The organism is Chryseobacterium sp. HNCC26DJ240, assembly GCF_057180485.1.
This window is the reverse complement of sequence record NZ_JBXUGK010000003.1, coordinates 448,199-471,507: the sequence shown is the minus strand read 5'-3', so window position 1 is coordinate 471,507 and position 23,309 is coordinate 448,199. Positions and strand designations below refer to the sequence as shown.

Sequence of the window (23,309 nt, the reverse complement as noted above, 5' to 3'; positions counted from 1 at the left end):
CCTAAAATGCAACTGTACCAATCAGTGAAAAGCATCAGTGTTGTTTGCGTTGAAATGAATTATTTTTTTAATCAAAGTAATCTGTCCTAAATGATAATAGCAATGCTCGATCATTCCGTCCATATTTCTGAGATAGGTGTCATATTTTTCATCGACAAAAACTTCACTCAATTTGGAATCAGGCATCTGTTCCAATAATGTTGCGAATTTTTCAGAATCGTTCCAGAATTTATTTAAAAGAGATTCCCATTGCTCTTGGGATTCAATTGGCTGAAGATCAAAACTGAATCTGTCTTTAATTTCCAGTTCGCCACCTTCGAAAACGTTGAGAATTCCGGCGATGTAATAATCGATATGAAAAGTGAGCATGGCGATGGTGTTGAGATTGGCAATTTTTGTGTTTGCCTGCTGCCAAGTTACATCTGAAAGCTGATCTTTAAAATTGGTATTGGCAATCCATTTTCCATCCAATACAACTTCACGGAATCTTTTGGCTAATTGTGAGGGTGTGCTCATTGTTTTGTTTTTTTAAAGATAACTATTTTTTGAGTTTCGCACGGATTGCACGGATTTTCACAGATTATTTTAAGAAACAGCAAATAATTATTGCCACAAATTCACGAATGAAACTGTTGTAAGTAACCTTGACAAGGTTGATAGTCATTCAAAAAAAATCCTTCAAGGTTTTTGAAACCTTGAAGGATTATGTATCAAACTATAATTGAAAATTATTTTTTAGAAGAAATTTCTTTCTTGCCGCTTTGAAAAATCTTTTCCAGAATTCTTAAAGTGATCAGATAGGTTGGTTTTACACCTGTCAGTCCTAATCCGCCTGAAGAAAGTGTAGCTCCCGTTTCCAAAGGATTATCAGAAGCGTAGTACGCGTAACTTACAAAAAGATCCGGCGCAATGTGATGTCTGATTTTTGACGCGACCTGAATGGCTTTTTGGTAATGCGCGCCTTCCATTTCAAGTCCGATGGCTTTCCACGAAGTGTTCATAAAGTAAGAAAGAATATCTCTGTTCTGAAGCGATGTGCCCAAAACGGTAATCATCGGTCCTTCGAAAGCTTTCAGTTCGTCATCTTTGAAATCATCAAGTTTCAAAGCATTTTCAAATGGATAATTATCTGCAGTTCCTTCAAAAATATGCGAAGTCGGAATCATGATGTCGCCTTTTCCGCCGGCAAGAATTCCCGCTTTCCCCATGATGGAAACAGATTTTACTTTCATCATGTACACTTCACCTTTTTGCTCGAAAGGTCTCAGCAATTCATCCATCACCTCAAAGGCCTGTTCGCCAAATGCGTAATCGAAAACCAAAACAACATCGTCTCCGGTAAATTTAGTATCACTGAAAGGCGTGTTTTTCAAATCAATTTTGCTTAAATCGATGATCTGAACGTCGATATTACTGCCGCTTCGGTCGTCAATGTAAATCAAGCCCTGCTCCTGAGAGTATTTTAATACCTTATCACGAAGATCTTTCTTATTGGAAATTTCCTGATAAAGTTTGTAATCTACTTCTTTAGTCTGTTTTTTCTTCAATGCATCATTCCCGAAAAGCATGTTTTTCACGGAGTGCATATTCGCAGAGATGATGTGTAACGGACGCATGTGAAGATCGTTTTCAAATAAAACTTCTTTCACTTTGTGAGCCCATTTTTCACCGAAATAGTGATGACCAACTCGTTCTTTTAAAATTGCACTGAAATAAATTTCGCGCTCACGGCTTTGTTTGGCATCTTCCAAACTCACTTTTCCTAAATGGTAAATGATTTTGAATAATCTGTCCGGATTTTCATCGTCACCGAAAGTATTGTAGGCATTTAAAGTTTCATCAAAAGTTCTTCCTATTAAAGAAGAAAGATGAATCAATGCAACTTCCTTTTCTCTTCTGCTAAATTTTTTCTCGCCTTTCACCACTTCCTCGATTATTTTGAACGCTCTTGTCGGCTTCCAGTTTTCATCCTGAATAAATGCGAGATTGCGGATTTTATCAGCTTCTATAAATAAGAATGTTAAGTGGGTAAGAATATCATAGATTTCAGAACGACCCAAAAGAACTTCGATGTTCATCTGATGTTCGTCGATACGGTAACAGTTTCTTCTTCTCTTTTTAGGCACGATTGGCTCGAAACTCCCTTTGTCAAAGCCTTCGTCTGATGTAAGATGTATGAAAGCACATTCTTCTATACCTTCCGGAAGTCTGTCTAAAACATACATCAAACCATCCAGCTCCAACTTGCTTGGAACACTCATGGTACCGTAAATTTCGGGATTGATCGTTTTCAACAAACTTCTAATGCTTTCACCGGAAACTCCGCTTGGCTTGAAAAAACCTCTATAAAACAGGTGTCTCATAGAAATGTATAGTCTTTCAATTGCCTCGGTGGTTTCTCTTGCTCTAGAATTTGTCATATATTAAATTTTTTATAAAAAGTCTCGCAAGTTACGAAAAATAATTATAACTTTTTAAGTTATTTGTTTTCAGCGACTTAATGGTTTAATCTAAAAACCTAGTTTATGGATTTAATTGTTTTTAAAATTAACACTTATTGAAATACTTAAAAAGAATATCAGAATAAGTTTTATTCATATTTAATCTAACATTTCCAGTTTATTTATTTCATCTTTTATTTTACTGAAACTAACTTTTCCTACAGTTTTTATCAACTTTCCATTTATATACAATTGTAAAGTGTAGGTGTTATTTTGAGTTGGAGTAATCACAATCCCATCTGTTGGTTTACCTTCAGAATCATATTGAACACCAGCAATATTACGGTTCTCGCCTGTATCATCCAGGAATGTATTGTTGAAAATTTTTTCTGACAATTCGTTAAAGTTTTCTTCAATATTTACTGACTCGTTTACAGTCATATAAACTTTATAAAATAACTCATTTCCTTCGCTTGTCTCGGTGTACTCATCAAATGTATTCATCATTTTAGAAATTACTTTACCGTTTTCTTCATAATAAAGAACAACCCGCTCTTTGTATTTTCCTTCTAAATAACTTTTCCTTGTATCGTCAAGCATTTTACCATCGATGGAAAGTTGTTTATTGAATTTATTTTTGGTTTGTTCGATTTTAATTTCAGCTTTTCTTTTGGACTGCATATCATTGATTTCAATGGTATTATTTTTCAGTTCAAAATGAATTCTGTTGAAATAATGCATCGCAAACAAATCCCAGTCGAAACTTTTCAAGACTCCATTTTTCCAGTATCTTGAAATGAATTGTTTTTCTTTTAAAACATATTCAACACCATCGAAAACCTTTCCGTCTTTAAAAGTTGATTTGATGTCGTAATTCTGATGTCTGTAATTATCCATATTTTTCAGATAATCATTTGAATATTGAAGTTTTAAAATTCCGTTTTCAAAATAATTCACCTGCTTAAACTCTCGACTATCTTCAGTTATAAAGTAGCCTGAAAAAGGTTTTCCGTTTTTTAAAAATCCTTCGTAAAATTCTTGCGGTTTTTCTGAAATCGTAAAAGAATAGTTTTTGATTTTTGCGGAAATTCCATTTTCATAAAACTTCTGTTTTTGAATATCTTCCTTATTATATTCATCTTCAAAAAAAGTTTCTTCGACAATTTTTCCATCTTTGAATACAGATGCTTTTTCTTTTTCAATCAAGATTCCATTGAAAGGTTCATCATTTTTGTATTCTAAAGTACCAAGAACTTTCCCGTCTTTATAAAAAGTGGTCAACCCGTTTAGCTTTCCGTTTTGAATTGTATAGGTTTTTTCTAAATTATCTAGTGAATAATTGAAGGCCTTTTGCAATCCGGTTTGTTTGAAATTTTCAACGTTAATCAGTTCAAAACTACCTGAAATAAATTGTTTTTCTTCAATAAAAGTTCCGTTAAAAGGTTTTCCGTTTTTATAAATTCCTTTAGCGATGATGTCTCCATTTTCATTTTTTGCAATTACCTCGCCTTCTTTAAGCTCATTTGTATAATTCAGAGTGACGAATGCATCATTTATCTGTTCGTCAAAATTCCCATTGAAAGGTTCGTTTTCTCTGTAAATCCTCTTAATTTTCAAAGTTCCGTTTTCGTTAAAAACAATTTCTTCGCCTTCTTTTAATCCGTTTTTATAGTTGGTTTCAAAAGCGATATTTCCTTTAGAAAAATACATAATCTCTTTTCCCGACTTGTCTCCTTGTACAAAATTTGAAACAGATTTTAGTCCGTTTGCGAAATTATTCTGAAGATAAAATTCATATTCAGAACCGTTTTCGATACCATCTCCGTAAACTTCGAAATTTTTCTCATTTAAAGTTTGAATTAGCTTTCCTGATTTGTCGTAATCTTTTCTTGACAGAGGCTTAAAATCATACAATCCAACTTCATAAACCGTTTCCTGAGCCAATTGTTTTGAATTTGCCCAAAATATTTTCTCAGTAACTGTTTTTCGGTTTTTTTTACTCTCCGCAAGATACTTATCTTCATATTCGCCTAGTGGCACAGTCATTTGCAGTTGCCTTCCATCTGTGCTAGGAGGAGCAGGAGGTGGTGGTGGCGGAACCATTCGTATTTCATTATCGGTCACCTCCTCTGCGCCCTGCATCATATCCACTTGCTCAATTTTTGAACTGTAATCATTACTGTGTTTTACTTTCTCAAAACTGCCACTTTCCGGTTTTCCTTCAATGTAAATACCTTTCATTAAAACAGATCCGTCTGTGCTGTAAATTATAGTTTCTCCGTGTTTCACACCTTTTTTATACTGAACTTTTTTACGGAGTTTTCCGTTTGGATGATGATACAATAAGGTAGTATTCTTCGTGTCATTGCGATATTGTCTGAAATTTTCGTCATTGCCATCTTTATCGTACCAAACAACATCCCCGACGTAGGATTCATCATTACTTTTTAAAGCATAGCCTTCAAATTGTGGAGTTCCGTCAATAAAAAAATCCTGAATCAAAACCAATTCATCAACTTCCTTTAAAGGCATTAATCGATAATACGAAGCATTCACTTTTGTTGTGATTTCCCAATTTTTATCATAATATATAGGATCGGTTTTTTGGCCAAAGAGCGCTTTGAAAAACAGGAATGAAAAAATGAATATTATTTTTTTAATCATTTTAGTTTGATTTATTCAAAAGTAAGGATTTTAGATTAGAATAATTTTCATAAAGAAACGACGAACTTTGATTTAATTAAAAAACACTGGCAAAGACTTTCTTCAGTCAATTATTATTTCTGCTTAAAAATTCAATTTAAATGCTTAAATAAACCAATTTTACAAAAACACCTATCAAAAACAAAGGGTATCATTTATTTAAAATTAAATTAACGTTTAAATAATTGTAAAAAAACAGGGGTATTTTATTTTCAATTCATTTTTTTTGTAAATTTGCACCGTAAAAATCAAACCCATATGTCAACTTTAAGATTCAAAGCGTTAGAAACTTTACCATTTAAGGACTTTAGAAAAGATAATTCTGTAGAAGTTCCTATTAAATTGTCAGAATTATTCTGTCAGAATGTTTTCTCTGAAGAAACGATGAGAGAATATTTAACGAAAGAAGCTTTCCAATCTATTTTGGATGCGATGAAAAAAGGAACTAAAATCCAAAGACACATCGCAGACCAGGTTGCTGTAGCGATGAAAGACTGGGCGATGAGCAAAGGTGTGACACACTACACACACTGGTTTCAGCCATTAACAGGAACAACTGCAGAAAAACACGATTCATTTTTCACTCCAATTGAGGGTGGTAGAGCAATCGAAAGATTCAGCGGAAACTTATTGATTCAGCAGGAGCCGGATGCATCTTCTTTCCCGAATGGTGGTATCAGAAACACTTTTGAAGCAAGAGGTTATACAGCATGGGATCCTACTTCTCCAGCTTTCATTATGGGAACAACTTTATGTATTCCTTCAATTTTCATCTCTTACACAGGAGAAACTTTAGATTACAAAGCACCTCTTTTAAGAGCATTGAACGCTGTAGACGAAGCTGCAACAAACGTAATGCAGTATTTTGACAAAAATGTAACGAAAGTAACTCCTACTTTAGGCTGGGAGCAAGAATATTTCCTTGTTGATTCAGCATTGTATCAATCCCGTCCGGATTTAGTTTTGACAGGCAAAACTTTGCTAGGACATTCTCCTGCAAAAGGACAGCAGTTGGATGACCATTATTTTGGTTCAATCCCAACAAGAGTAATGAACTTCATGAAAGAGTTGGAAATTGAATGTATGAAATTGGGAATTCCGGTTACAACAAGACACAACGAAGTTGCTCCAAACCAATTCGAGCTTGCTCCGATGTTTGAAGAAGTAAACGTTGCAGTTGACCACAACTCTTTGTTGATGGACGTTATGGCAAGAATTGCACATAGACACCATTTCCATATTTTGTTCCACGAAAAACCATTCGCAGGAGTAAACGGAAGCGGAAAACATAACAACTGGTCTTTGGCAACTGATACAGGTGAAAACCTATTAAGCCCTGGAAAAAATCCTAAGAAAAATTTACAATTCTTGACATTCTTTGTGAATGCTATTAAAGCTGTTCATGAATATGCTGACTTATTAAGAGCAAGCATCGCTTCTGCAAGCAACGACCACAGATTGGGTGCTAACGAAGCTCCACCGGCAATTATTTCTGTATTTATAGGAAGCCAGTTGTTCAGAGTTTTGGAAGAGCTTGAAAAAGTAACTGAAGGGAAACTTTCACCAGACGAAAAAACAGATTTAAAATTAAATGTAGTTGGAAAAATTCCTGAGATTTTGCTGGATAACACCGACAGAAACAGAACTTCTCCGTTTGCATTTACAGGAAATAAATTCGAGATCAGAGCAGTAGGTTCTTCTGCAAACTGTGCAGAATCTATGACGGTAATGAACACGATTGCCGCAAAACAGTTGAACGATTTCAAAAAAGAAGTTGATGCTTTAATTGAAACTGGTCTTAAAAAAGACGAAGCAATTTTCAATGTTTTAAGAGAATACATCAAGCAGTGTAAAAACATTATGTTTGAAGGCGACGGATATTCTGACGACTGGGCAAAAGAAGCTGAAAAAAGAGGCCTTAACAACTGGAAAACTACTCCTGAAGCTTTGAAGCAGGAAATGAACCAAAAGTTTGTTGATTTATACGAAGAAATGGGAATTTTCAACCACAGAGAAGTGGAGGCAAGAAACGAAATCAAATTGGAAAAATATTCTACTGTAATTGATATTGAAGCAAGAGTTTTGAGCGACATCGCAAGAAATCACATTATTCCTTCTGCTTTAAAATATCAGAACAGACTGATTGAAAACGTAAAAGGTCTTAAAGACATTTTCGGAGATGAAGAATTTAAAACACTGGCTAAAGAGCAAATGAGTTTGATTACCAATATTTCTGCAAATGTTTCTAAAATAAAATTAGGCGTTGAAGATCTGATTACTGCAAGAGAAGCAGCAAAAGCAGTTTCTGACAGCCAAACGCAGGCAGAAGATTACTGTACAAAGGTAATCCCATTATTCGACGGAATCAGAGAAGCATCTGATGACCTTGAAATGATGGTAGATGATGAGCTTTGGCCAATGACAAAATACAGAGAAATGTTATTTACAAGATAACATCTGTAAAGTTCCATATTAGTGAAAAATTCCCCGCCTCACGGCGGGGAATTTGTTTTTTATAGAAGTTTGATTTGATGGATTTAAATAACCCTGCCAGCGTTTCGAACGCTGGCAGGGTTGATTTTTAGATATCTAAAATATAAGCTTAAAAATTAAGCCAACATTCTTTGTGCTTTTTTAACGCCCTCCACCAAAAGATCAATCTCTTCAAAAGTATTGTAAACTGCAAAACTTGCGCGTACCGTTCCGGCGATATTAAACAAATCCATAATTGGCTGGGTACAGTGATGCCCTGTTCTTACGGCAATGCCCATTTTATCGAGAATCATTCCCACATCAGAAGAAATTCCGACCCCTTCTAAATTAAAGGAGACAACTCCGGTTCTGTGTGCATTTTCTCCGTATACTTTTAAACCTTCGATTTCCAATAATTGTTTCTGAGCATATTCCAACAAAGCATTTTCATGATTCTGAATGTTTTGTTGACCAACTTTATTCATAAAATCAACTGCAGCTCCCAGCGCAATATTTCCGCCAACATTTGGTGTTCCTGCCTCATATTTAAAAGGCAAACCTGCGTAAGTTGTTTTGTCAAACGAACAGATGGCGATCATCTCTCCGCCTCCATGGAAAGGTGGCAAATTCTCAAGGATTTCCTGTTTTCCGTATAAAATTCCGGTTCCCATTGGGGCGTACATTTTGTGACCTGAAAAGACAAAAAAATCGCAATCCATTTTCTGAACGTCAATATTAAAATGCGGAGCCGACTGAGCGCCATCAATTACAATATAAGCGTCTGAATTAGCTCTGGTTTTGGCAATAATCTCCTCAATTGGATTTACAATACCTAAAGCGTTAGAAACCTGATTTACACTGACCACTTTAGTTCTTTCGCTTAAAAATTGATCTAAATAATCTAACTGAAGAATCCCATTTTTATCCATTGGAATCACTCTTAATTTTGCTCCGGTTCTTTCGCAAAGCAACTGCCAAGGAACAATATTCGAGTGGTGTTCTAAATAAGAAATGATAATTTCATCGTCCTTTTTTAACTTTGATGTTAAAATATAGGAGATAAGATTTAAACCTTCGGTAGTTCCCTTGGTAAAAATAACCTCAAAATCATGTTTAGCATTAATGAATTTCTGAACTTTCCTTCTTGAGAGCTCCATTTCTTCAGTAGCTAACTGGCTTAAGGTATGAATTCCACGGTGTACGTTGGCATTAAGTTCTTTATAATAACTTTCCCAAACTTCAAGAACTGAATTTGGTTTTTGAGATGTCGCTGCATTATCTAAGTAAACCAATGGTTTACCGTTCACTTCCTGATTTAAAATAGAAAACTGACTTCTTATTTCCTGAATGTCAAACATTGCATGTAGATTTTAGTAATGTTCCAAATTAGAACGGTTCAAATTTACGGCTTTTTTTGCATCTTATTTAAATGGTAAATTGTGAAAGGTTTCATAAAATAATCTAACCGAAAATTTTAGGCAATAAAAAAAACCTGCCATAAATGACAGGTTAATGTATTTCGAGTAAGAAAATTCTTATTCTGCTGAAGCTTCAGTTGCTTCAGGAGCTGCTCCTTCTTCAGTTGCAACTTCTTCGTCCTCATCATCATCCTGAGCTGCCGCTCCACCTTTCGCTGCATTTCTAGACATTTTAACAGCTACAACAACTGCATTGTCTGGGTGCATGAAAGAATATCCTTCCGCTTTGATTGTTCCAACATAAAGTTTGTTACCAATTTTAAGAGAAGTAATATCAACAACTATCTCGTCTGGCAAGTTTGCAGGAATAGCTTTTACTTTTAACTTTCTGAAAGTCTGACGTAAAACACCACCAGCTACAACACCTTTAGAACGACCTGTAATTCTTACAGGAACTTCCATAACAACTGGCTTATCGTCAGATAATCTGTAGAAGTCTGCGTGAATAATCTTGTCTGTAATTGGGTGGAACTGAATATCCTGAAGAACTGCAGGAATTACCTGTCCGTCAACTTCAATAGATACCGTGTGTGCTTCAGGAGTATACACTAAACCTTTGAACGCTTTCTCTAATGCAGAGAAATTCAATGGCTCGCCACCTCCGTAAACAACACAAGGAACTAATTCAGCATCACGTAAAGCTTTTGTCGACTTTTTGCCCACGCTTTCTCTTTTTGTACCTTGAATTGTAATAGATTTCATTTATAAAAAATTTAAAAAATTGTTTTAATTTTAATTTGCAAATAATTAATTATCAATTAGATAACAAATTTACTGCTAATCGATTGATGCTCGTGCACCATCTTCATAACATCAGCAAATAATGGGGCGCAAGATAGCACTTTTATTTTAGTTGACAAATTAGTTTTCACAGGAATTGAGTCAGTTACAATAACTTCCAGCAATTGTGAGTTTTCTATATTGTCGTAAGCCTTACCGGAAAGCACTCCATGAGTTGCCATTGCTCTTACAGATTTTGCACCTTTTTCCATTAAAATATCCGCCGCTTTGCAAAGTGTACCTGCAGTGTCGATCATGTCATCGATAAGAATAACATTTTTACCTTCTACATCCCCGATAAGGAACATTTCTTCTACAACATTTGCTTTTTTACGTTCTTTGTAAGCGATTACTACGTCTGCACCAAGGTGTCCTGCATAGTTTTTAGCTCTTTTGGCACCTCCCATATCCGGAGAAGCAATGGTAAGATTTTCTAAATTGAGATCTCTGATGTAATCTACAAAGATTGTAGAGGCATACAAATGATCTACAGGAATTTCAAAGAACCCTTGAATCTGGTCTGCGTGCAAGTCCATCGTCATAATTCTTGTTGCTCCGGCAGCTGTTAAAAGATTAGCAACCAGTTTTGCCCCAATTGGTGCTCTTGGCTTATCTTTTCTGTCCTGTCTTGCCAGACCAAAGTAAGGAAGAACAACAGTAATACTCTTAGCCGAAGCTCTTTTTGCAGCATCAATCATCAGAAGTAATTCTAAAAGATTGTCTGCCGGCGGAAATGTAGAAGCAATCAGAAAAACTCTTCCTCCTCTCACAGATTCGTCTAAAACGGGTTCAAATTCTCCGTCACTGAACTCCTGGATGATAATTTTTCCCAATTCCTGCCCGTAATGCTCGGCAATTTTTTCTGCCAGCTCCTTGCTGGTTCTTGTAGAAAATAGGTAACTTAACTGATCGGCCATTTTTACATTTTTATAGATTTGCAAATTTAAAAAAAAACCACAAGAATCAATCCTGTGGTTTTCATTTTTTATTTCTTCCTTTTTTTATGGGAATGTAACCCCTGAATACTTATTAACATCTACCTGTGGTAGCGTCGATCTGTATTTTTTGTTAATAGATTTAATAAACTCATTGGCAACAATAGCATACCCTCTACCTGTAAGGTGAACACCATCCAATGAGAACGCACCACCAGTTACAAATGTAGCTGTATATTTCACACCATTCCAGGAGATTCCTGATTTTGAATTTAATTCAATCATCTTTTCATTCATATCAACAAAAGCCAATTTATTAGCATCCGCTAAGCTTCTGATGGTCGTATTATAAGCGGCGGTTGCCGTTAAAACTTTCGCAGCTTCAGCTTCAGTTAATACCAATTTATCTTCCAAAGGCATCGAAGTACCACCTCCCGCCTGAGGAGTAAGCACAGTACTTGCTGTAAGAAGGATGAAATCTTTTGAAGTAGTTTGTCTGTATTTCGGAAGAGCTCCCGCCGCAGATAAATCTTTATCAACAATTACAGCTCCGTTGGCAACAGCTCCTGCTGTAAATTTAATCAATCTTCTTTGGTACTCTGCATCATTGATTGCTCCAGCAGCCTTTGCCTGAGCAAGACCAGCATTATATGTAGCGTATCCTCCGTTCAGTTGTGTAACCTGTGCATCTGTAAGATTGGTAAGTGGCATTGCTGGTACTCTTGTGAAGAAAGGAACATTGGTAACATTAGGAATATTAGCCACTACTCCTTTTCTGGTTGTGCCCGTAGGAAAAACTGTATTGATTAAGGCTGTATAAGTATTTGTAAAACCAACACCTACAGCACCATCCACAGGTGTAATAGGATTTGAACCATCACCACCTGTCGTTGCGTAACCTAATACATCATTATTTCCTATCCACAGAGAAACGAAAGTTGGATTTTGTGCTAATGCATCACCCACAACCGATGATGTCGCAGGCGATGCAGCAAATCTAAGGAAATAAGGATTTGCGGTACCTGTAAGCAGGTTTGCAGGATTTCCATAACCAGGAAATAACAAGTGAGAAACTTTCGCACCCGGAACCCCCATATTTTGATAAGGCCCACCAGATGCAACATTATCTAAAGCAGCAGCAGGCGCATTAGCAACTGGGCTTAACGCTCCACCTACCATTTTCAGCTCAAGTTTTCCAGGGAAACCAGGTAAATTATTAAAACCTCCTACATTATTTGGCATCAAAGGCTGCTTAAACTCACCTCCCCCTGCAAGCTTCATCTGCATCGCAATCATGCTCGGGAATGATTCATTTTGTCCTCCGGAATATAATGTTCCGTCACGGTAACCTGAAGTAAGTGAATTCCCTAAAGAGATAAATTTAGAAAAATCTGCTTCACCTTTCGAAACTACGATATCTTCTACATCGGTATCAAAATCTGTCTCGCAGCTTGTCATGAAAAGCAACGCCGAAACAGCAATTGTAGATATTATTATTTTTTTCATAATTAAATTTTAAAAAGCATTATAAGATAAACCTAAACCGAAATAGAATGCCTTAGCTTTCGCCTGACCATAAAAACCTAAAGTTTTATTTTTCACATCTCTGCTCTGTGGCATTACATATCCTCCCGCTAAGTCAACTCCGAATTTATTAAGTTTAAATCCTAAACCACCGGTAAATACATACGAATTAAATGAAGGTGTTTCCGGAATAAAGTTTTCATCTGAGTAAGGAGATTCATCATAATAAGCCCCTAAACGACCAAAAATCATATTTGAAAAAGCGTACTCAGTTCCTAATCTCACGGTTTTAGCATTTCTGAAATTCTTAGGAGCTACCAAAACTGTAGGATCTGCCTGATTTCCAATTGGTGCGTTCGCAAAATCTAAAGTCAGCTGGCTGTATCTTTCCCAACCGTGGTAATTGAAGTCAGCTGAAATCAACCATTTTGGTGTTACTTTATACGTTGCACCTAATGTAAATTCTGCTACAAGAGGCAGTGTTGCTGTAAAACCATCCTGGCCAGCCGAATTCAAGCCCAAAAGCGTATTAACCGTATTCTGCGAAGGTACTGTAAAGGTTGCTGTTCCTTTTTTAGCTTTCATATCAACAGGCGAACGGTAAGCAATACTCACGTCAAATTTAGGATCAGGTCTGAAATAAAAACCCAAACCAAAACCATGACCGCTGGCTTTATCATCATTGATATTAACGGTTCCTCCAAACTGTGTTACCGCTTTATCCCAATCTACGCTTCCTTTGGCATAAATATAACTCATACCGAATGACATCCAATCTGCCATTTTATAAGAAACCATTGGTTGAAAGTAGAAAGCTTTTAATTCTAATTTTTGTACCATTTCTCTACCTTCCCAATCGTAAGGATACTGAATTGTACTTCCGAAGGGTGTAGAAAAACTAAACCCTACAGATAATTTCTCAATAGGCTTGAAAGCGATTGCAGCATAGATTGGTGTTCCCAAAGGATTATCTGTTTCAGTACTCTTCAATGTATTTAAATTTTGAAAAGTAACCGTATTACTTGCTCCGAATCCTCCAGCTACGATACTGAGCTTGTTAGGAATAAATGACATCCCAGCAGGATTAAAGAATGTAACACTCGCATCTTCCGCATGGGCACTGGTATGTGCCATTGCCAATTGTCTTACTCCCTGTAGCGAAACCCTGAAGCCTCCAGCATAAGATAAGACCCCAGCCAGTAAAGCCGTTGATACTAATATTTTTTTCATAGGGGTATTATTATTAATTAAGTCAAATATAAAATTATTTTACTAACGCTTGTTAATAAAAGTATAATTTTTAAACATTATGTTAAAAGAAAACTATGTTTAAAATAACAATTCCACTTAAAGTAGAGTTAAGTAGTTATTAACAAAGCTTTTAAGATTTGGAAATAAAAATAATTGCGCCTCCGTTTAAACTTAAACATTTAACATCTATAATAATTGTTATTTTTGGAATTATGTAAAAATAAAAATCGATAAATTTGCAGATTAAATTAATATACAATATATGAGTTGTGGATGTAAAACGTCCGGCGATTCTACCCACTCTTGCGGACCTAAAAAAACCGCGAGTGGCTGCGAAAATGTAAATACCTGTGGTAATAGTTATAAATTAAGTGTTTTCGACTGGTTGTCTAATGTGCAAAATCCTACATCAGAACGATGTGATTATGTAGAAGTTAGATTCAAAAATGAGAGGAAAGCGTTTTTTAAAAATGTAAACAGTATTCCTTTACACATAGGTAGCGTAGTAACGGTAGAATCAAGCCCAGGGCATGATGTGGGTGTAGTAAGTCTCACCGGCGAATTGGTAAAAATTCAAATGAAAAAAAAGAGAGCTTCCGAAGATGTTGCTCTTAAAATATACAGACAGGCCAACCAAAAGGACCTTGAAGTATGGCAGGAAGCCAGAAAAAAAGAAGAACCGATAAAGGTTGAAGCCAGAAAAATCTCTCACAGACTTGGTCTTGAGATGAAAATTACTGATGTTGAATATCAGGGCGACTCTTCAAAGGTTACTTTTTACTACACCGCCGAGAGCAGAGTAGATTTCAGGCTTTTGATTAAAGAATACGCTTCTACTTTCCGTACGAAGATTGACATGAAGCAGATTGGCTTCCGTCAGGAAGCTGCGAAAGTGGGTGGTATCGGGTCTTGCGGTAGAGAATTATGCTGTTCGACATGGTTAACAGATTTTAGATCTGTGAATACCAACGTTGCGAGATACCAGCAATTGAGTATTAACCCTCAAAAACTCGCCGGACAGTGTGGAAAATTGAAGTGTTGTCTTAATTACGAGCTCGACAGTTATTTGGATGCGTTAAGCCACTTCCCTTCTTCTTCAACTACTTTAGATACTGAAAAAGGAAGAGCTTTCTGTATAAAAATCGATGTTTTCAAAAAGAAAATGTGGTTTGCCTACGTTGATAATTCAATGGCTTGGTATGATTTCGATATCGATTTAGTAAAAAAACTGATTGCTCAAAACAAAAAAGGTGAAAAAGCACCTCCTTTGGAAGATTTAAAAGTTCCGGATCTTGCGGTAGCTTCCGTAGATCTTATTCAGGAAAACAGTGTTGACCGTTTCGAAAAGAAAGGAAGAAACAACAGAAACCGTAATCAGAATCAGGGTCAAAACAACAATCAGAACAGAAATAACGGACCGAAAAATAAGCCTCGCGGTGAAAGACAAGACCGTCCGGAAAGAGCTGAACGACCTGAGAGAACGGAACGCACGGAACGCACGGAACGCTCTACAGATGAGCGAAATTCTGAAAGAAATTCTGGAAGAAATCAACAGAACAGGAACAATCAGAATCAAAACAATCCAAGACCTCCAAAAAATCAGCAACCAAAAGTTCATGCTGAAAAAACAGAACGTCCGGAAAGAGTTGAAAAGGTTGAAAATGCTGTAAATTCTGATAAACCAAAGCTTCAGAATCCGAATAAAAAGAATTTTAAGAAGAAATATCCTCCAAAAAAAGACAACAATAATAACAACAATAATGCATAAATTTTTAGGTTTATTAGTTTTTACCCTGTTCATCAGCTGTGGTTCTTCGTCTGAAGATATCATGATGAATCCCGTAAACGGAAAATGGAACAGAAAAACAGTGCAGAAATACAATGTGAATATTTCTGACAATCAAAATCCTAAAAATATTATATTTGTTGTGAGAAACAACGACAGTTATCCTTACAGCAACCTCAGGTTTATTGTTGATTTTAAGGATCTTCAGACCAAAAAAAGTAATGTTGACACTTTAAATTATATCCTTGCAAAGCCTAACGGTGAGTGGCTGGGAACTGGTTTTGGAGATACAAAAGAAACTTTGTTTCTGTATAAAGTAAACTACAGATTTCCGAAGAACGGAAAGTATGAAATCAATGTTACGCAGGCTATGCGAAATGATAATCTGCAGGGCATTGAAGATTTAGGAATAAAAGTAGAAACGGCAAAACCGTAATCATACATGGAAGAAAATAAAAACATTTCCGGAGGCAAAGGAAAAACTTTTCCGCTTCCGCCTAAAAAAAAGAAAGATACCGGCTGGAAAAGATGGGTAAAATTCGTCTGGATTGGTTTCTTAGCTGTTGTTTTAGGAATTTCAGGTTTATTCTTTGCAGTTTCCCAAGGATTTTTGGGAGAAATGCCGGATGTAAAAGAGCTTGAAAATCCCGATATTTTTGTTGCTTCAGAAATCATTTCCTCAGACGGTGTGGTTTTGGGCAAATTTGAAAAAGAAAAAACCAAGCCTATAACTTATCAGGACTTACCTCCTCATCTGATTTATGCTTTATACGCTAAAGAAGATGAAAGATTTACAGAGCATTCAGGGGTTGATTTACAATCTGTTTTGAGAGCAATTGCATACCGAGGTGAGAGAGGTGGTGGATCTACCATTACCCAACAGCTGGCAAAACTTTTGTTCACTAAAAAAGCTTCTCAGAATAAAATCGAAAGAGCTTTTCAGAAATTGAGAGAATGGGTCGTGGCTGTAAGTTTAGAAAAGAGATATACTAAGCAGGAGATTATTGAGCTTTATTTTAATAAATTCATATTTGGAAATAATGCCAGTGGAATCGAAATGGCCTCTAAAATTTACTTTAACAAAAGTGCTTCTCAGCTAACCTTGCCGGAATCAGCAATGTTTGTCGCAATGCTTGAAGCTCCAACAGCAAATAATCCACTTAGAAATCCTGAAAGAGCAAAAAGCAGAAGAAATGTTGTGCTAGATCAAATGTTAAAGACAAAATACATTGATCAGGCAACTTATGACAAAGCTTCTTCCTCTGAAATTTCTTTAGATTACCACCCAATTAAAGATGTAACCGAAGGATATTCTGCATATTTTAAAAATTATTTAAAGAAGGAAATCGGCAAATATCTTGATGATTACGAAAAAGAAACGGGCAAGAAGCTGAATCTTTACAAAGACGGATTAAAAATCTATGTTACTTTGGATTCTAAAATGCAGAAATACGCAGAAGAATCAATCAGAGAGCACCTTACAGATCTTCAGAAAAGATTTGACGCCGAGCAAAACAGAAGAAAAAACAGACCTTTCTATTACATTAACGATGAGCAGATAAACGACATCATGATGAAAGCTGTGAGAAACACCGGAAGATATAAACTTCTGAAAGCTGACAATGTGCCGGAAGATTCTATTATGATGGAATTCCACAAACCAATCAAAATGTCAAGATTCACATGGAATGGTGAAGAAGAAGTAGAAATGTCACCCTGGGATTCTATCAGATGGCACAAACAGGTAGCACAGGCAGGTTTAATGTCTGTAGTACCCGGAACAGGTGAAATTAAAGCCTGGGTAGGTGGTATCGACTGGCAACACTTCCAATACGACCATATTAAACAAGGGAAAAGACAGGTAGGATCTACCTTCAAGCCTTTCGTATATGCAACTGCAATTATGAAACTGGGAATGACCCCTTGCTCAACAGTATCAAATGCTACATTTACAAAGGGAAGCTACAGTGTACCAGGAAGAGGAGGAATGCTTACTTTAAAAGATGCATTGGCACATTCTCAAAACCCTGTTGCATTAAGACTGGCTGAAATGGCCGGAACGCAAAGCGTTATTCAAACAGCAAGAGATCTTGGTGTAACTCAGGATATTTCTACAAGTCTGCCAATGGCGTTAGGTGCATCAGACATTACTATTTATGAAATGGTGGGTGCTTACAGCACTTTTGCCAACTACGGAAACTACAACAAACCGGAGATGATCTGGAGGATTGAAGATGCCAACAACAGAGTAATTAAAGAAATTAATGCAGAACCTAAAGAAGTAATGAATCCTAATTATGCTTACACAATGATCGAATTGATGAAAGGTGTGGCACAATACGGAACAGCTTCTGGCGAATTGGGAAGAAAAGGAATTTCTAAAGCCGTAGAAATAGCCGGAAAAACAGGTACGACTCAAAATAACTCAGATGGTTGGTTTATGGGAATCACTCCTAAATTAGCTACTGGAGCATGGGTAGGATGGGAAGACAGAGCCGCACACTTCCTAGGAACAGGTGAGGGACAGGGCGCAAAAATGGCATTGCCAATTTGGGCCATCTATATGAAGAAAGTTTGGGCAGACAAATCTCTGAAAATTTCACCTGATGACAAATTCGTAAAACCATCAGAATGGAAAGACGGATGTACCAATCTTAAAGGCTTAAGTACTGGTTATGGCGATGAAGGGGGATTACAGACCATCGACGAGATCAAAAATCCAAGACCTGCCGAAAACAATAACAAACAGCCTGGCAGAAAAGAAGAAAATGTAAACGAGAATTTGAATAAGTCTGAAGAAATCGACTTTAATAAATAAGAATGCTCAACTATAAATATAGAGACCTTCCATATCGGGAGGTCTTTTTTTATGAAGTTTTTGGTTAATTTTGAACCATGAATCTCAATCAGATAAAACAACCTTTCACAGAACAGTTTCCGGGAGATTTTTCCGGAAACACCATGCAGCGACAGACACCAAAAATGCTTTTCTCCACCGTTGAACCTTCAGGTTTTGAGAATCCTGAAATGATTTTATTTAATCAAAAATTATCTGATGAAATCGGTTTGGGGCAGTTTAATGAAAAGTCTGATTTAAATTTTCTCGTAGGAACAGATTTGCCTCAAAATATAAAAAGCTACGCAACTGCCTATGCAGGACATCAGTTTGGAAACTGGGCAGGACAACTCGGTGACGGGCGTGCCATTTTTGCAGGAGAAATTGAAAATAATGAAGGTGAAAAATTTGAAATTCAATGGAAAGGAGCAGGCGCAACACCTTATTCAAGACATGCTGACGGAAGAGCTGTTTTGAGATCATCTGTTCGGGAATATCTGATGAGTGAAGCCATGTTTCATTTAAAAGTTCCAACAACGAGAGCTTTAAGTTTAGCTTTGTCGGGAGAAAATGTAGTTCGCGACATCATGTACAGCGGAAATCCTCAATACGAAAAGGGAGCAGTAGTCATCAGAACGGCCGAAAGTTTTTTGAGATTTGGGCATTTTGAACTTCTCGCAGCTCAAAAAGAAACGGAAACTTTAAAAAAACTTCTCGATTTTACCATTGAAAATTACTTTACTGAAATAAAATCTGAAGGTGAACAGAAATATCAGGAATTCTTTAAAACAGTTTGCACAAAAACGGCAGATTTGATGGTTGAATGGTATCGCGTAGGATTTGTACACGGTGTGATGAATACCGACAACATGTCAATTTTGGGTTTAAGTATTGACTTTGGACCTTATTCAATGTTGGATGAATATGATTTAAATTTCACTCCAAATACCACCGATTTACCCAGCAGAAGATATTCGTTTGGAAAGCAGGGACAGATTGCACAGTGGAATCTCTGGCAACTCGCCAATTCGTTGTTTCAGGTGATTGAAGATGAAAAATTTTTAGAGAAAACTTTAAACGAATTCGGAACTTATTTTTGGACAAAACACGATGAAATGTTGTGCAGAAAATTTGGGTTTGAAAAACTGATTTCCGGCGATGACGATTTCTTTTCTCAATGGCAAAGCCTGATGCAGGAACTTTCATTGGATTACACACTCTTTTTTAACCAACTTGAAAGTCATTTGAACCAAAAAATAACATCTGAAAAGCTTCAAAAAATTTCTTACGGATTGATTGATGACGAAAATCTTGAAAAATTCAATGTTTTTTTATCTGAATATGAAAAAAGAGTATCAAAAAACTCAATTTCTGCCGAGGAATCAAAAAAGCTTATGCAGGAAAACAATCCGAAGTTCACTTTAAGAAATTACCTTTTGTATCAATGCATCGAAGAACTGGAAGAAGGCAAAAAAAATTTACTAGAAAAACTGATTATCGCTTTGGAAAACCCTTACGAAGAAAAATTTCCTGAATTTTCGGTTAAGCGTCCGGATGGCTTTGAAGGCGTGGCGGGCTGTTCGATGCTTTCGTGCAGTTCATAATTTTAAATTTAAACCATCAGACTTCGTAAAACATTTTTGTAAATCTTACTTTTGCAGAAATATTACTGAATGTCTATTAAATCAAAAATCATTCATTTTTTTAAAATGATTTTCCCTTCTACATTTTTAGAACTGGGAATTTTCATTTTTTTCCTTGCAGCTTACGGGATTTTCGGAACTTTTTTGGCACAGCATTACAAAATTGTCTTCGACGGCAGAATTCCTTGGGATGCTTATTTTAGTTTTGACAACAAAGCAATTGTAATGACAGGCGGTAGTTTTGAAAGACACCCGCTTTCGTGGTATTTTTTTAACTGGATCAGAGAATTTATTTTCCTTTTCACCAATGGAAAAATGGGCATGGAATTCAGACTTTTTCTGGTTTGGATCAGCAATTTCATTGTGAGTTTAAGCATTGTTCAGGTCTATAAATATTTAAAAAATATTGTTCAGACTCCACTTTTAGTCAATTTACTTTTGGTGCTGTTTTTCAGTCTTTTTTCAACGTGTATTCTTTTATCATTCACTCCTGAAACTTACACATATACGTTGCTTTTGCTTACCGCATTCAATTATTATTCAGCAGTAAAACTAAAAAAAGATGGTAAAATCTCGGGGCTTTCACTTGTTTTAGGCTCAAGTATTGTCGGAGGCCTTACGGTTACGAATATTGTTAAAATTTTCATCCCTGTTTTATTTGAAAAAGGCCTTTTCAAAAACTGGAAAAAATTCGGATTTGCTGCTTTGAGGGTTGGGATTTCCAGTATAGTTTTTGTGTTGCTCTATTTAAACAGAATCAATTTTAAATACGAAAATATTCTTTCAAAATCGGGCGAGCAGTACGAAAAGTTCTCAAACGTAAATTCCACTCCGGTTTGGGATATGATTTATTCTTACTTTTTCGGTGGAAATATTTTATTTCCGAGCTTTTTTATCAGAGAAAAACACAATATGCAGGGTTTTTACTACAAAGCTTTGTTCATGGATGTTTATACTTCTGCTGTTCCGTATCTCTTCATCGGATTACTGCTTGTTTTTATATTTTGGAGCTATTTTAGGAATTTTAAAAACAAACTTGTGCAGTCCCTGATGATTTCCTTTGCTGTTGACATCGCAATTCACTGCATTTTCAGATTCGGACTTCACACTTCTTACATTTACGGTGGTCACTTTGTTTTCGTATATCCAATGTTGCTTGGGTGGCTGTTTTTCTCATACAAAAATCAACCGAAAATGCTTTCACTTTTAGGTTGTTCAATCGTTATAATGACTATTTATTTAGGCTTCAATAATTTCTATCGAATGACAGAATTTTTCGAATTTGTAAACCGATATTACTAATAAAAAAACGTCTGCAATTTTACACTGCAGACGTTTATATTTTCAGATAAATCTTTCTTATTTGGCTTCAGAACAGAAAATTCTGTACTGAACGGAATTCGCAGATTTGAAATATTCTCTTACTCTTGATAAATCACTTGATGCGCTTTGTTTTGAGAAATAACTTCCTGCTAAAATTTTATAGTTTGGTCTTAAAGAAGCATCAGTTTCCACTTTCAAATTAGGAAATCTTTTTCTGAAATAGGACTTTACTTCATTAGCTTCTTCATTCGATTTTACAGTAGTAATAAGAATTTTAAAACCTAAAATTCTTGGGTTTTTTGCACAGATTTCAGCTTTTGTCAGTTCACGGCTCGGAACATAAACTTTAGCCGGTTTTTTTACTTCACTATCGGAATCTTCAAAAGACTTCCCGTACGTAGTTTTCTCACAACGCTCTTCCAGATTAGCTAAAGCCTCATTAACTTTGGAATCCATCGTTAAGGTAAGCTCGGTTCCTGAGATTGTATCTTTCTTTACAACTTGCTGTGCATCAATATTGTTGATACCGCAGAATACAAGAATAGAAAGTGTAGCAATAATTTTTTTCATTGAAAACCTTGTTTCTGCAAAGTTATAAATAATAAAAAACATAGCAAGCATGGTTATTTAGAATAGTTACAAATTAAACTGAAATGACATTTTCCCTTTTACAGCAGTCGTTAAAATCTTCTTAAAAATCTTATTTTTGCGGAATTGATTACATATTCAATATTTACTAACATAAGATAATTTAAATGATTAGTTGGAGAAAGCATTATAAAAAAGGGCTGATTGCGATAGGTTTATTGCTATCAACAAGTGCTTCAATTTACGGGCAAGACGGCGATCCTAAAAATGGTGAGAAGCTTTTTAAGGCAAACTGTACAGCATGTCACGCGTTGGGAAAACAGGTTATCGGACCTGATTTGAAAGGCGTTGTAGACAGACTGAAAACTGAACAAGGTTTAGATACAGATTGGCTTCACAAGTGGATTAAAGACAACAAGGCACTTAGAGCTTCAGGCGACAAGTATGCTAATGAAGTTTTTGAAAAGTTTAACAAAACTGAAATGTTACAGTTTCCGAATCTTACAGATAAGGATATTGATGATATTTTAGCTTATACAACCAATCCTCCTGCAGAAGAGCCAAAAGCTGAAGCAGGTGCTGGCGCAGCCAATGCAAACGGAACAGCAGCTGCTGCCCCTGTTGACAAAAGCGTAACCACAATCATGATTATTTCTCTTTTGGCAATTGCCGGACTTTTAGTTTGGATCTTGCTTAAATTGAGACAGTTGGTAAAACTGGGTCAGTCTGACGAATTATCTGATTACAATCAGTCTAAAGTAAAATCTTTCAGCGAAATCTACGAAAAATACCACATGGTGGGTAAAGGACTTCTTGCAATTCTGGCAATCCTTGCTGCTTACGGTGTTTGGAACTGGGTAATGTGGATTGGTGTTTACAAAGGATACAAGCCGGAACAACCTATCTATTTCTCTCACAAAATTCACGCTGGAGAACAGAAAATCGACTGTCAGCTTTGTCACTCAAGTGCAAAATACGGTAAGGTTTCTGAAATCCCTTCAATGAACGTTTGTATGAACTGTCACAGAACTATTTCTGAGTACAACAAAGATCATTACATGGAGCCAGGAAAAGATAAAGCATTCTATGACGGAGAAATCCAGAAAATTTATGCTGCTACCGGTTGGGATCCTGCTACACAGCAATACACAGGTAAAACAACTCCTGTAGAATGGACGAGAATTCACAATATGCCGGATTTCGTTTACTTCAACCACTCTCAGCACGTTGTGGCTGGTGAAAAAGCAATCATCAATTCTTTCAACAAGAAAAATCCTGATAACAAAATCGATGTAGTCTGTAAAGCATGTCACGGTAAAATTGATACTATGAACGTCGTGCAGATGGCTAATGATTTCACAATGGGATGGTGTATCGAGTGTCACAGAACTACAGAAATAGATATGACCAACGGTTATAATAAAGATTACTTCAAAAATCTACACGATAAGTTGAAAAAGCAATATCCTCAGGATGGCGGTAAGATCACGGTAGATGCAATTGGAGGTCTTGAGTGCGGTAAATGTCATTATTAATAACTAAAAAATTA

At 36.1% G+C, this 23,309-nt stretch carries 16 protein-coding genes; 7 read left to right on the top strand and 9 right to left on the bottom strand.

Annotated features, from left to right (window positions below):
- Window positions 1–21 precede the first annotated feature (21 nt).
- From AC2A1G_RS08275 to AC2A1G_RS08265, 3 genes are all read right to left on the bottom strand, one after another.
- Window positions 22–516, bottom strand: coding sequence for a DinB family protein (locus tag AC2A1G_RS08275; protein ID WP_484046444.1), 495 nt, complete (start codon window positions 514–516; stop codon window positions 22–24).
- Window positions 517–728: 212 nt separating this feature from the next.
- Window positions 729–2,420 (bottom strand): DUF6909 family protein, encoded by a 1,692-nt coding sequence (locus AC2A1G_RS08270; RefSeq protein ID WP_484046443.1) that lies wholly within the window; start codon window positions 2,418–2,420, stop codon window positions 729–731.
- 180 nt (window positions 2,421–2,600) lie between these two features.
- The gene (locus AC2A1G_RS08265; protein WP_484046442.1) at window positions 2,601–5,105 is read right to left on the bottom strand and encodes a toxin-antitoxin system YwqK family antitoxin; all 2,505 of its coding nucleotides are present in this window, start codon (window positions 5,103–5,105) and stop codon (window positions 2,601–2,603) included.
- Window positions 5,106–5,402: 297 nt separating this feature from the next.
- On the opposite strand from AC2A1G_RS08265, the gene AC2A1G_RS08260 reads away from it, so the two are divergent.
- Window positions 5,403–7,598, top strand: coding sequence for a glutamine synthetase III family protein (locus AC2A1G_RS08260; RefSeq protein WP_484046441.1), 2,196 nt, complete (start codon window positions 5,403–5,405; stop codon window positions 7,596–7,598).
- Window positions 7,599–7,753: 155 nt separating this feature from the next.
- Here the strand turns inward: AC2A1G_RS08260 and AC2A1G_RS08255 are convergent, their stop codons facing one another.
- The 5 genes from AC2A1G_RS08255 to AC2A1G_RS08235 all read right to left on the bottom strand — a co-directional run bounded on the left by AC2A1G_RS08255 (window position 7,754) and on the right by AC2A1G_RS08235 (window position 13,563).
- Window positions 7,754–8,974, bottom strand: a complete 1,221-nt coding sequence (locus tag AC2A1G_RS08255) for an aminotransferase class V-fold PLP-dependent enzyme (protein WP_484046440.1) — start codon at window positions 8,972–8,974, stop codon at window positions 7,754–7,756.
- Between the two features lie 177 nt (window positions 8,975–9,151).
- Window positions 9,152–9,796, bottom strand: a complete 645-nt coding sequence (locus AC2A1G_RS08250) for a 50S ribosomal protein L25/general stress protein Ctc (protein WP_484046439.1) — start codon at window positions 9,794–9,796, stop codon at window positions 9,152–9,154.
- A 56-nt stretch (window positions 9,797–9,852) separates the two neighbouring features.
- Complete coding sequence (locus tag AC2A1G_RS08245) at window positions 9,853–10,791, bottom strand: ribose-phosphate pyrophosphokinase (protein WP_484046438.1); 939 nt, start codon at window positions 10,789–10,791, stop codon at window positions 9,853–9,855.
- Window positions 10,792–10,875: 84 nt separating this feature from the next.
- Window positions 10,876–12,315, bottom strand: a complete 1,440-nt coding sequence (locus AC2A1G_RS08240; protein WP_484046437.1) for a G-D-S-L family lipolytic protein — start codon at window positions 12,313–12,315, stop codon at window positions 10,876–10,878.
- A 9-nt stretch (window positions 12,316–12,324) separates the two neighbouring features.
- A complete protein-coding gene (locus AC2A1G_RS08235; RefSeq protein ID WP_484046436.1) occupies window positions 12,325–13,563 on the bottom strand; it encodes an OmpP1/FadL family transporter in 1,239 nt (412 codons plus the stop codon).
- A gap of 283 nt (window positions 13,564–13,846) precedes the next feature.
- On the opposite strand from AC2A1G_RS08235, the gene AC2A1G_RS08230 reads away from it, so the two are divergent.
- From AC2A1G_RS08230 to AC2A1G_RS08210, 5 genes are all read left to right on the top strand, one after another.
- Window positions 13,847–15,352 carry a PSP1 domain-containing protein gene (locus tag AC2A1G_RS08230; RefSeq protein ID WP_484046435.1) on the top strand — a complete coding sequence of 502 codons (1,506 nt, stop codon included), beginning with the start codon at window positions 13,847–13,849 and terminating at the stop codon, window positions 15,350–15,352.
- Window positions 15,345–15,806 (top strand): gliding motility lipoprotein GldH, encoded by a 462-nt coding sequence (locus AC2A1G_RS08225; protein WP_484046434.1) that lies wholly within the window; start codon window positions 15,345–15,347, stop codon window positions 15,804–15,806. Before AC2A1G_RS08230 ends, AC2A1G_RS08225 begins: the two co-directional genes overlap by 8 nt.
- Before the next feature lie 6 nt (window positions 15,807–15,812).
- A complete protein-coding gene (locus AC2A1G_RS08220) occupies window positions 15,813–18,188 on the top strand; it encodes a penicillin-binding protein 1A (RefSeq protein ID WP_484046433.1) in 2,376 nt (791 codons plus the stop codon).
- Window positions 18,189–18,265: 77 nt separating this feature from the next.
- The gene (locus tag AC2A1G_RS08215; RefSeq protein ID WP_484046432.1) at window positions 18,266–19,810 is read left to right on the top strand and encodes a protein adenylyltransferase SelO; all 1,545 of its coding nucleotides are present in this window, start codon (window positions 18,266–18,268) and stop codon (window positions 19,808–19,810) included.
- A 69-nt stretch (window positions 19,811–19,879) separates the two neighbouring features.
- On the top strand, window positions 19,880–21,151 hold the full coding sequence (locus tag AC2A1G_RS08210) for a DUF6080 domain-containing protein (protein ID WP_484046431.1): 1,272 nt from the start codon (window positions 19,880–19,882) through the stop codon (window positions 21,149–21,151).
- Between the two features lie 57 nt (window positions 21,152–21,208).
- On the opposite strand, the gene AC2A1G_RS08205 is transcribed toward AC2A1G_RS08210, so the two are convergent.
- Complete coding sequence (locus tag AC2A1G_RS08205) at window positions 21,209–21,742, bottom strand: SPOR domain-containing protein (protein ID WP_484046430.1); 534 nt, start codon at window positions 21,740–21,742, stop codon at window positions 21,209–21,211.
- A gap of 185 nt (window positions 21,743–21,927) precedes the next feature.
- Between AC2A1G_RS08205 and AC2A1G_RS08200 the strand changes: the two genes are divergently transcribed.
- Complete coding sequence (locus AC2A1G_RS08200; protein ID WP_484046429.1) at window positions 21,928–23,295, top strand: c-type cytochrome; 1,368 nt, start codon at window positions 21,928–21,930, stop codon at window positions 23,293–23,295.
- Window positions 23,296–23,309: the final 14 nt, after the last annotated feature.

Excerpts from the sequence above, each read along its gene's own strand:
- AC2A1G_RS08255 (WP_484046440.1), bottom strand. The coding sequence starts at position 8,974 with ATGTTTGACATTCAGGAAATAAGAAGTCAGTTTTCTATTTTAAATCAG.
- AC2A1G_RS08200 (WP_484046429.1), top strand. The coding sequence starts at position 21,928 with ATGATTAGTTGGAGAAAGCATTATAAAAAAGGGCTGATTGCGATAGGT.
- AC2A1G_RS08205 (WP_484046430.1), bottom strand. The coding sequence starts at position 21,742 with ATGAAAAAAATTATTGCTACACTTTCTATTCTTGTATTCTGCGGTATC.
- AC2A1G_RS08210 (WP_484046431.1), top strand. The coding sequence starts at position 19,880 with ATGTCTATTAAATCAAAAATCATTCATTTTTTTAAAATGATTTTCCCT.
- AC2A1G_RS08225 (WP_484046434.1), top strand. The coding sequence starts at position 15,345 with ATGCATAAATTTTTAGGTTTATTAGTTTTTACCCTGTTCATCAGCTGT.
- AC2A1G_RS08275 (WP_484046444.1), bottom strand. The coding sequence starts at position 516 with ATGAGCACACCCTCACAATTAGCCAAAAGATTCCGTGAAGTTGTATTG.
- AC2A1G_RS08270 (WP_484046443.1), bottom strand. The coding sequence starts at position 2,420 with ATGACAAATTCTAGAGCAAGAGAAACCACCGAGGCAATTGAAAGACTA.
- AC2A1G_RS08240 (WP_484046437.1), bottom strand. The coding sequence starts at position 12,315 with ATGAAAAAAATAATAATATCTACAATTGCTGTTTCGGCGTTGCTTTTC.
- AC2A1G_RS08235 (WP_484046436.1), bottom strand. The coding sequence starts at position 13,563 with ATGAAAAAAATATTAGTATCAACGGCTTTACTGGCTGGGGTCTTATCT.
- AC2A1G_RS08260 (WP_484046441.1), top strand. The coding sequence starts at position 5,403 with ATGTCAACTTTAAGATTCAAAGCGTTAGAAACTTTACCATTTAAGGAC.
- AC2A1G_RS08250 (WP_484046439.1), bottom strand. The coding sequence starts at position 9,796 with ATGAAATCTATTACAATTCAAGGTACAAAAAGAGAAAGCGTGGGCAAA.
- AC2A1G_RS08245 (WP_484046438.1), bottom strand. The coding sequence starts at position 10,791 with ATGGCCGATCAGTTAAGTTACCTATTTTCTACAAGAACCAGCAAGGAG.
- AC2A1G_RS08230 (WP_484046435.1), top strand. The coding sequence starts at position 13,847 with ATGAGTTGTGGATGTAAAACGTCCGGCGATTCTACCCACTCTTGCGGA.
- AC2A1G_RS08220 (WP_484046433.1), top strand. The coding sequence starts at position 15,813 with ATGGAAGAAAATAAAAACATTTCCGGAGGCAAAGGAAAAACTTTTCCG.
- AC2A1G_RS08215 (WP_484046432.1), top strand. The coding sequence starts at position 18,266 with ATGAATCTCAATCAGATAAAACAACCTTTCACAGAACAGTTTCCGGGA.
- AC2A1G_RS08265 (WP_484046442.1), bottom strand. The coding sequence starts at position 5,105 with ATGATTAAAAAAATAATATTCATTTTTTCATTCCTGTTTTTCAAAGCG.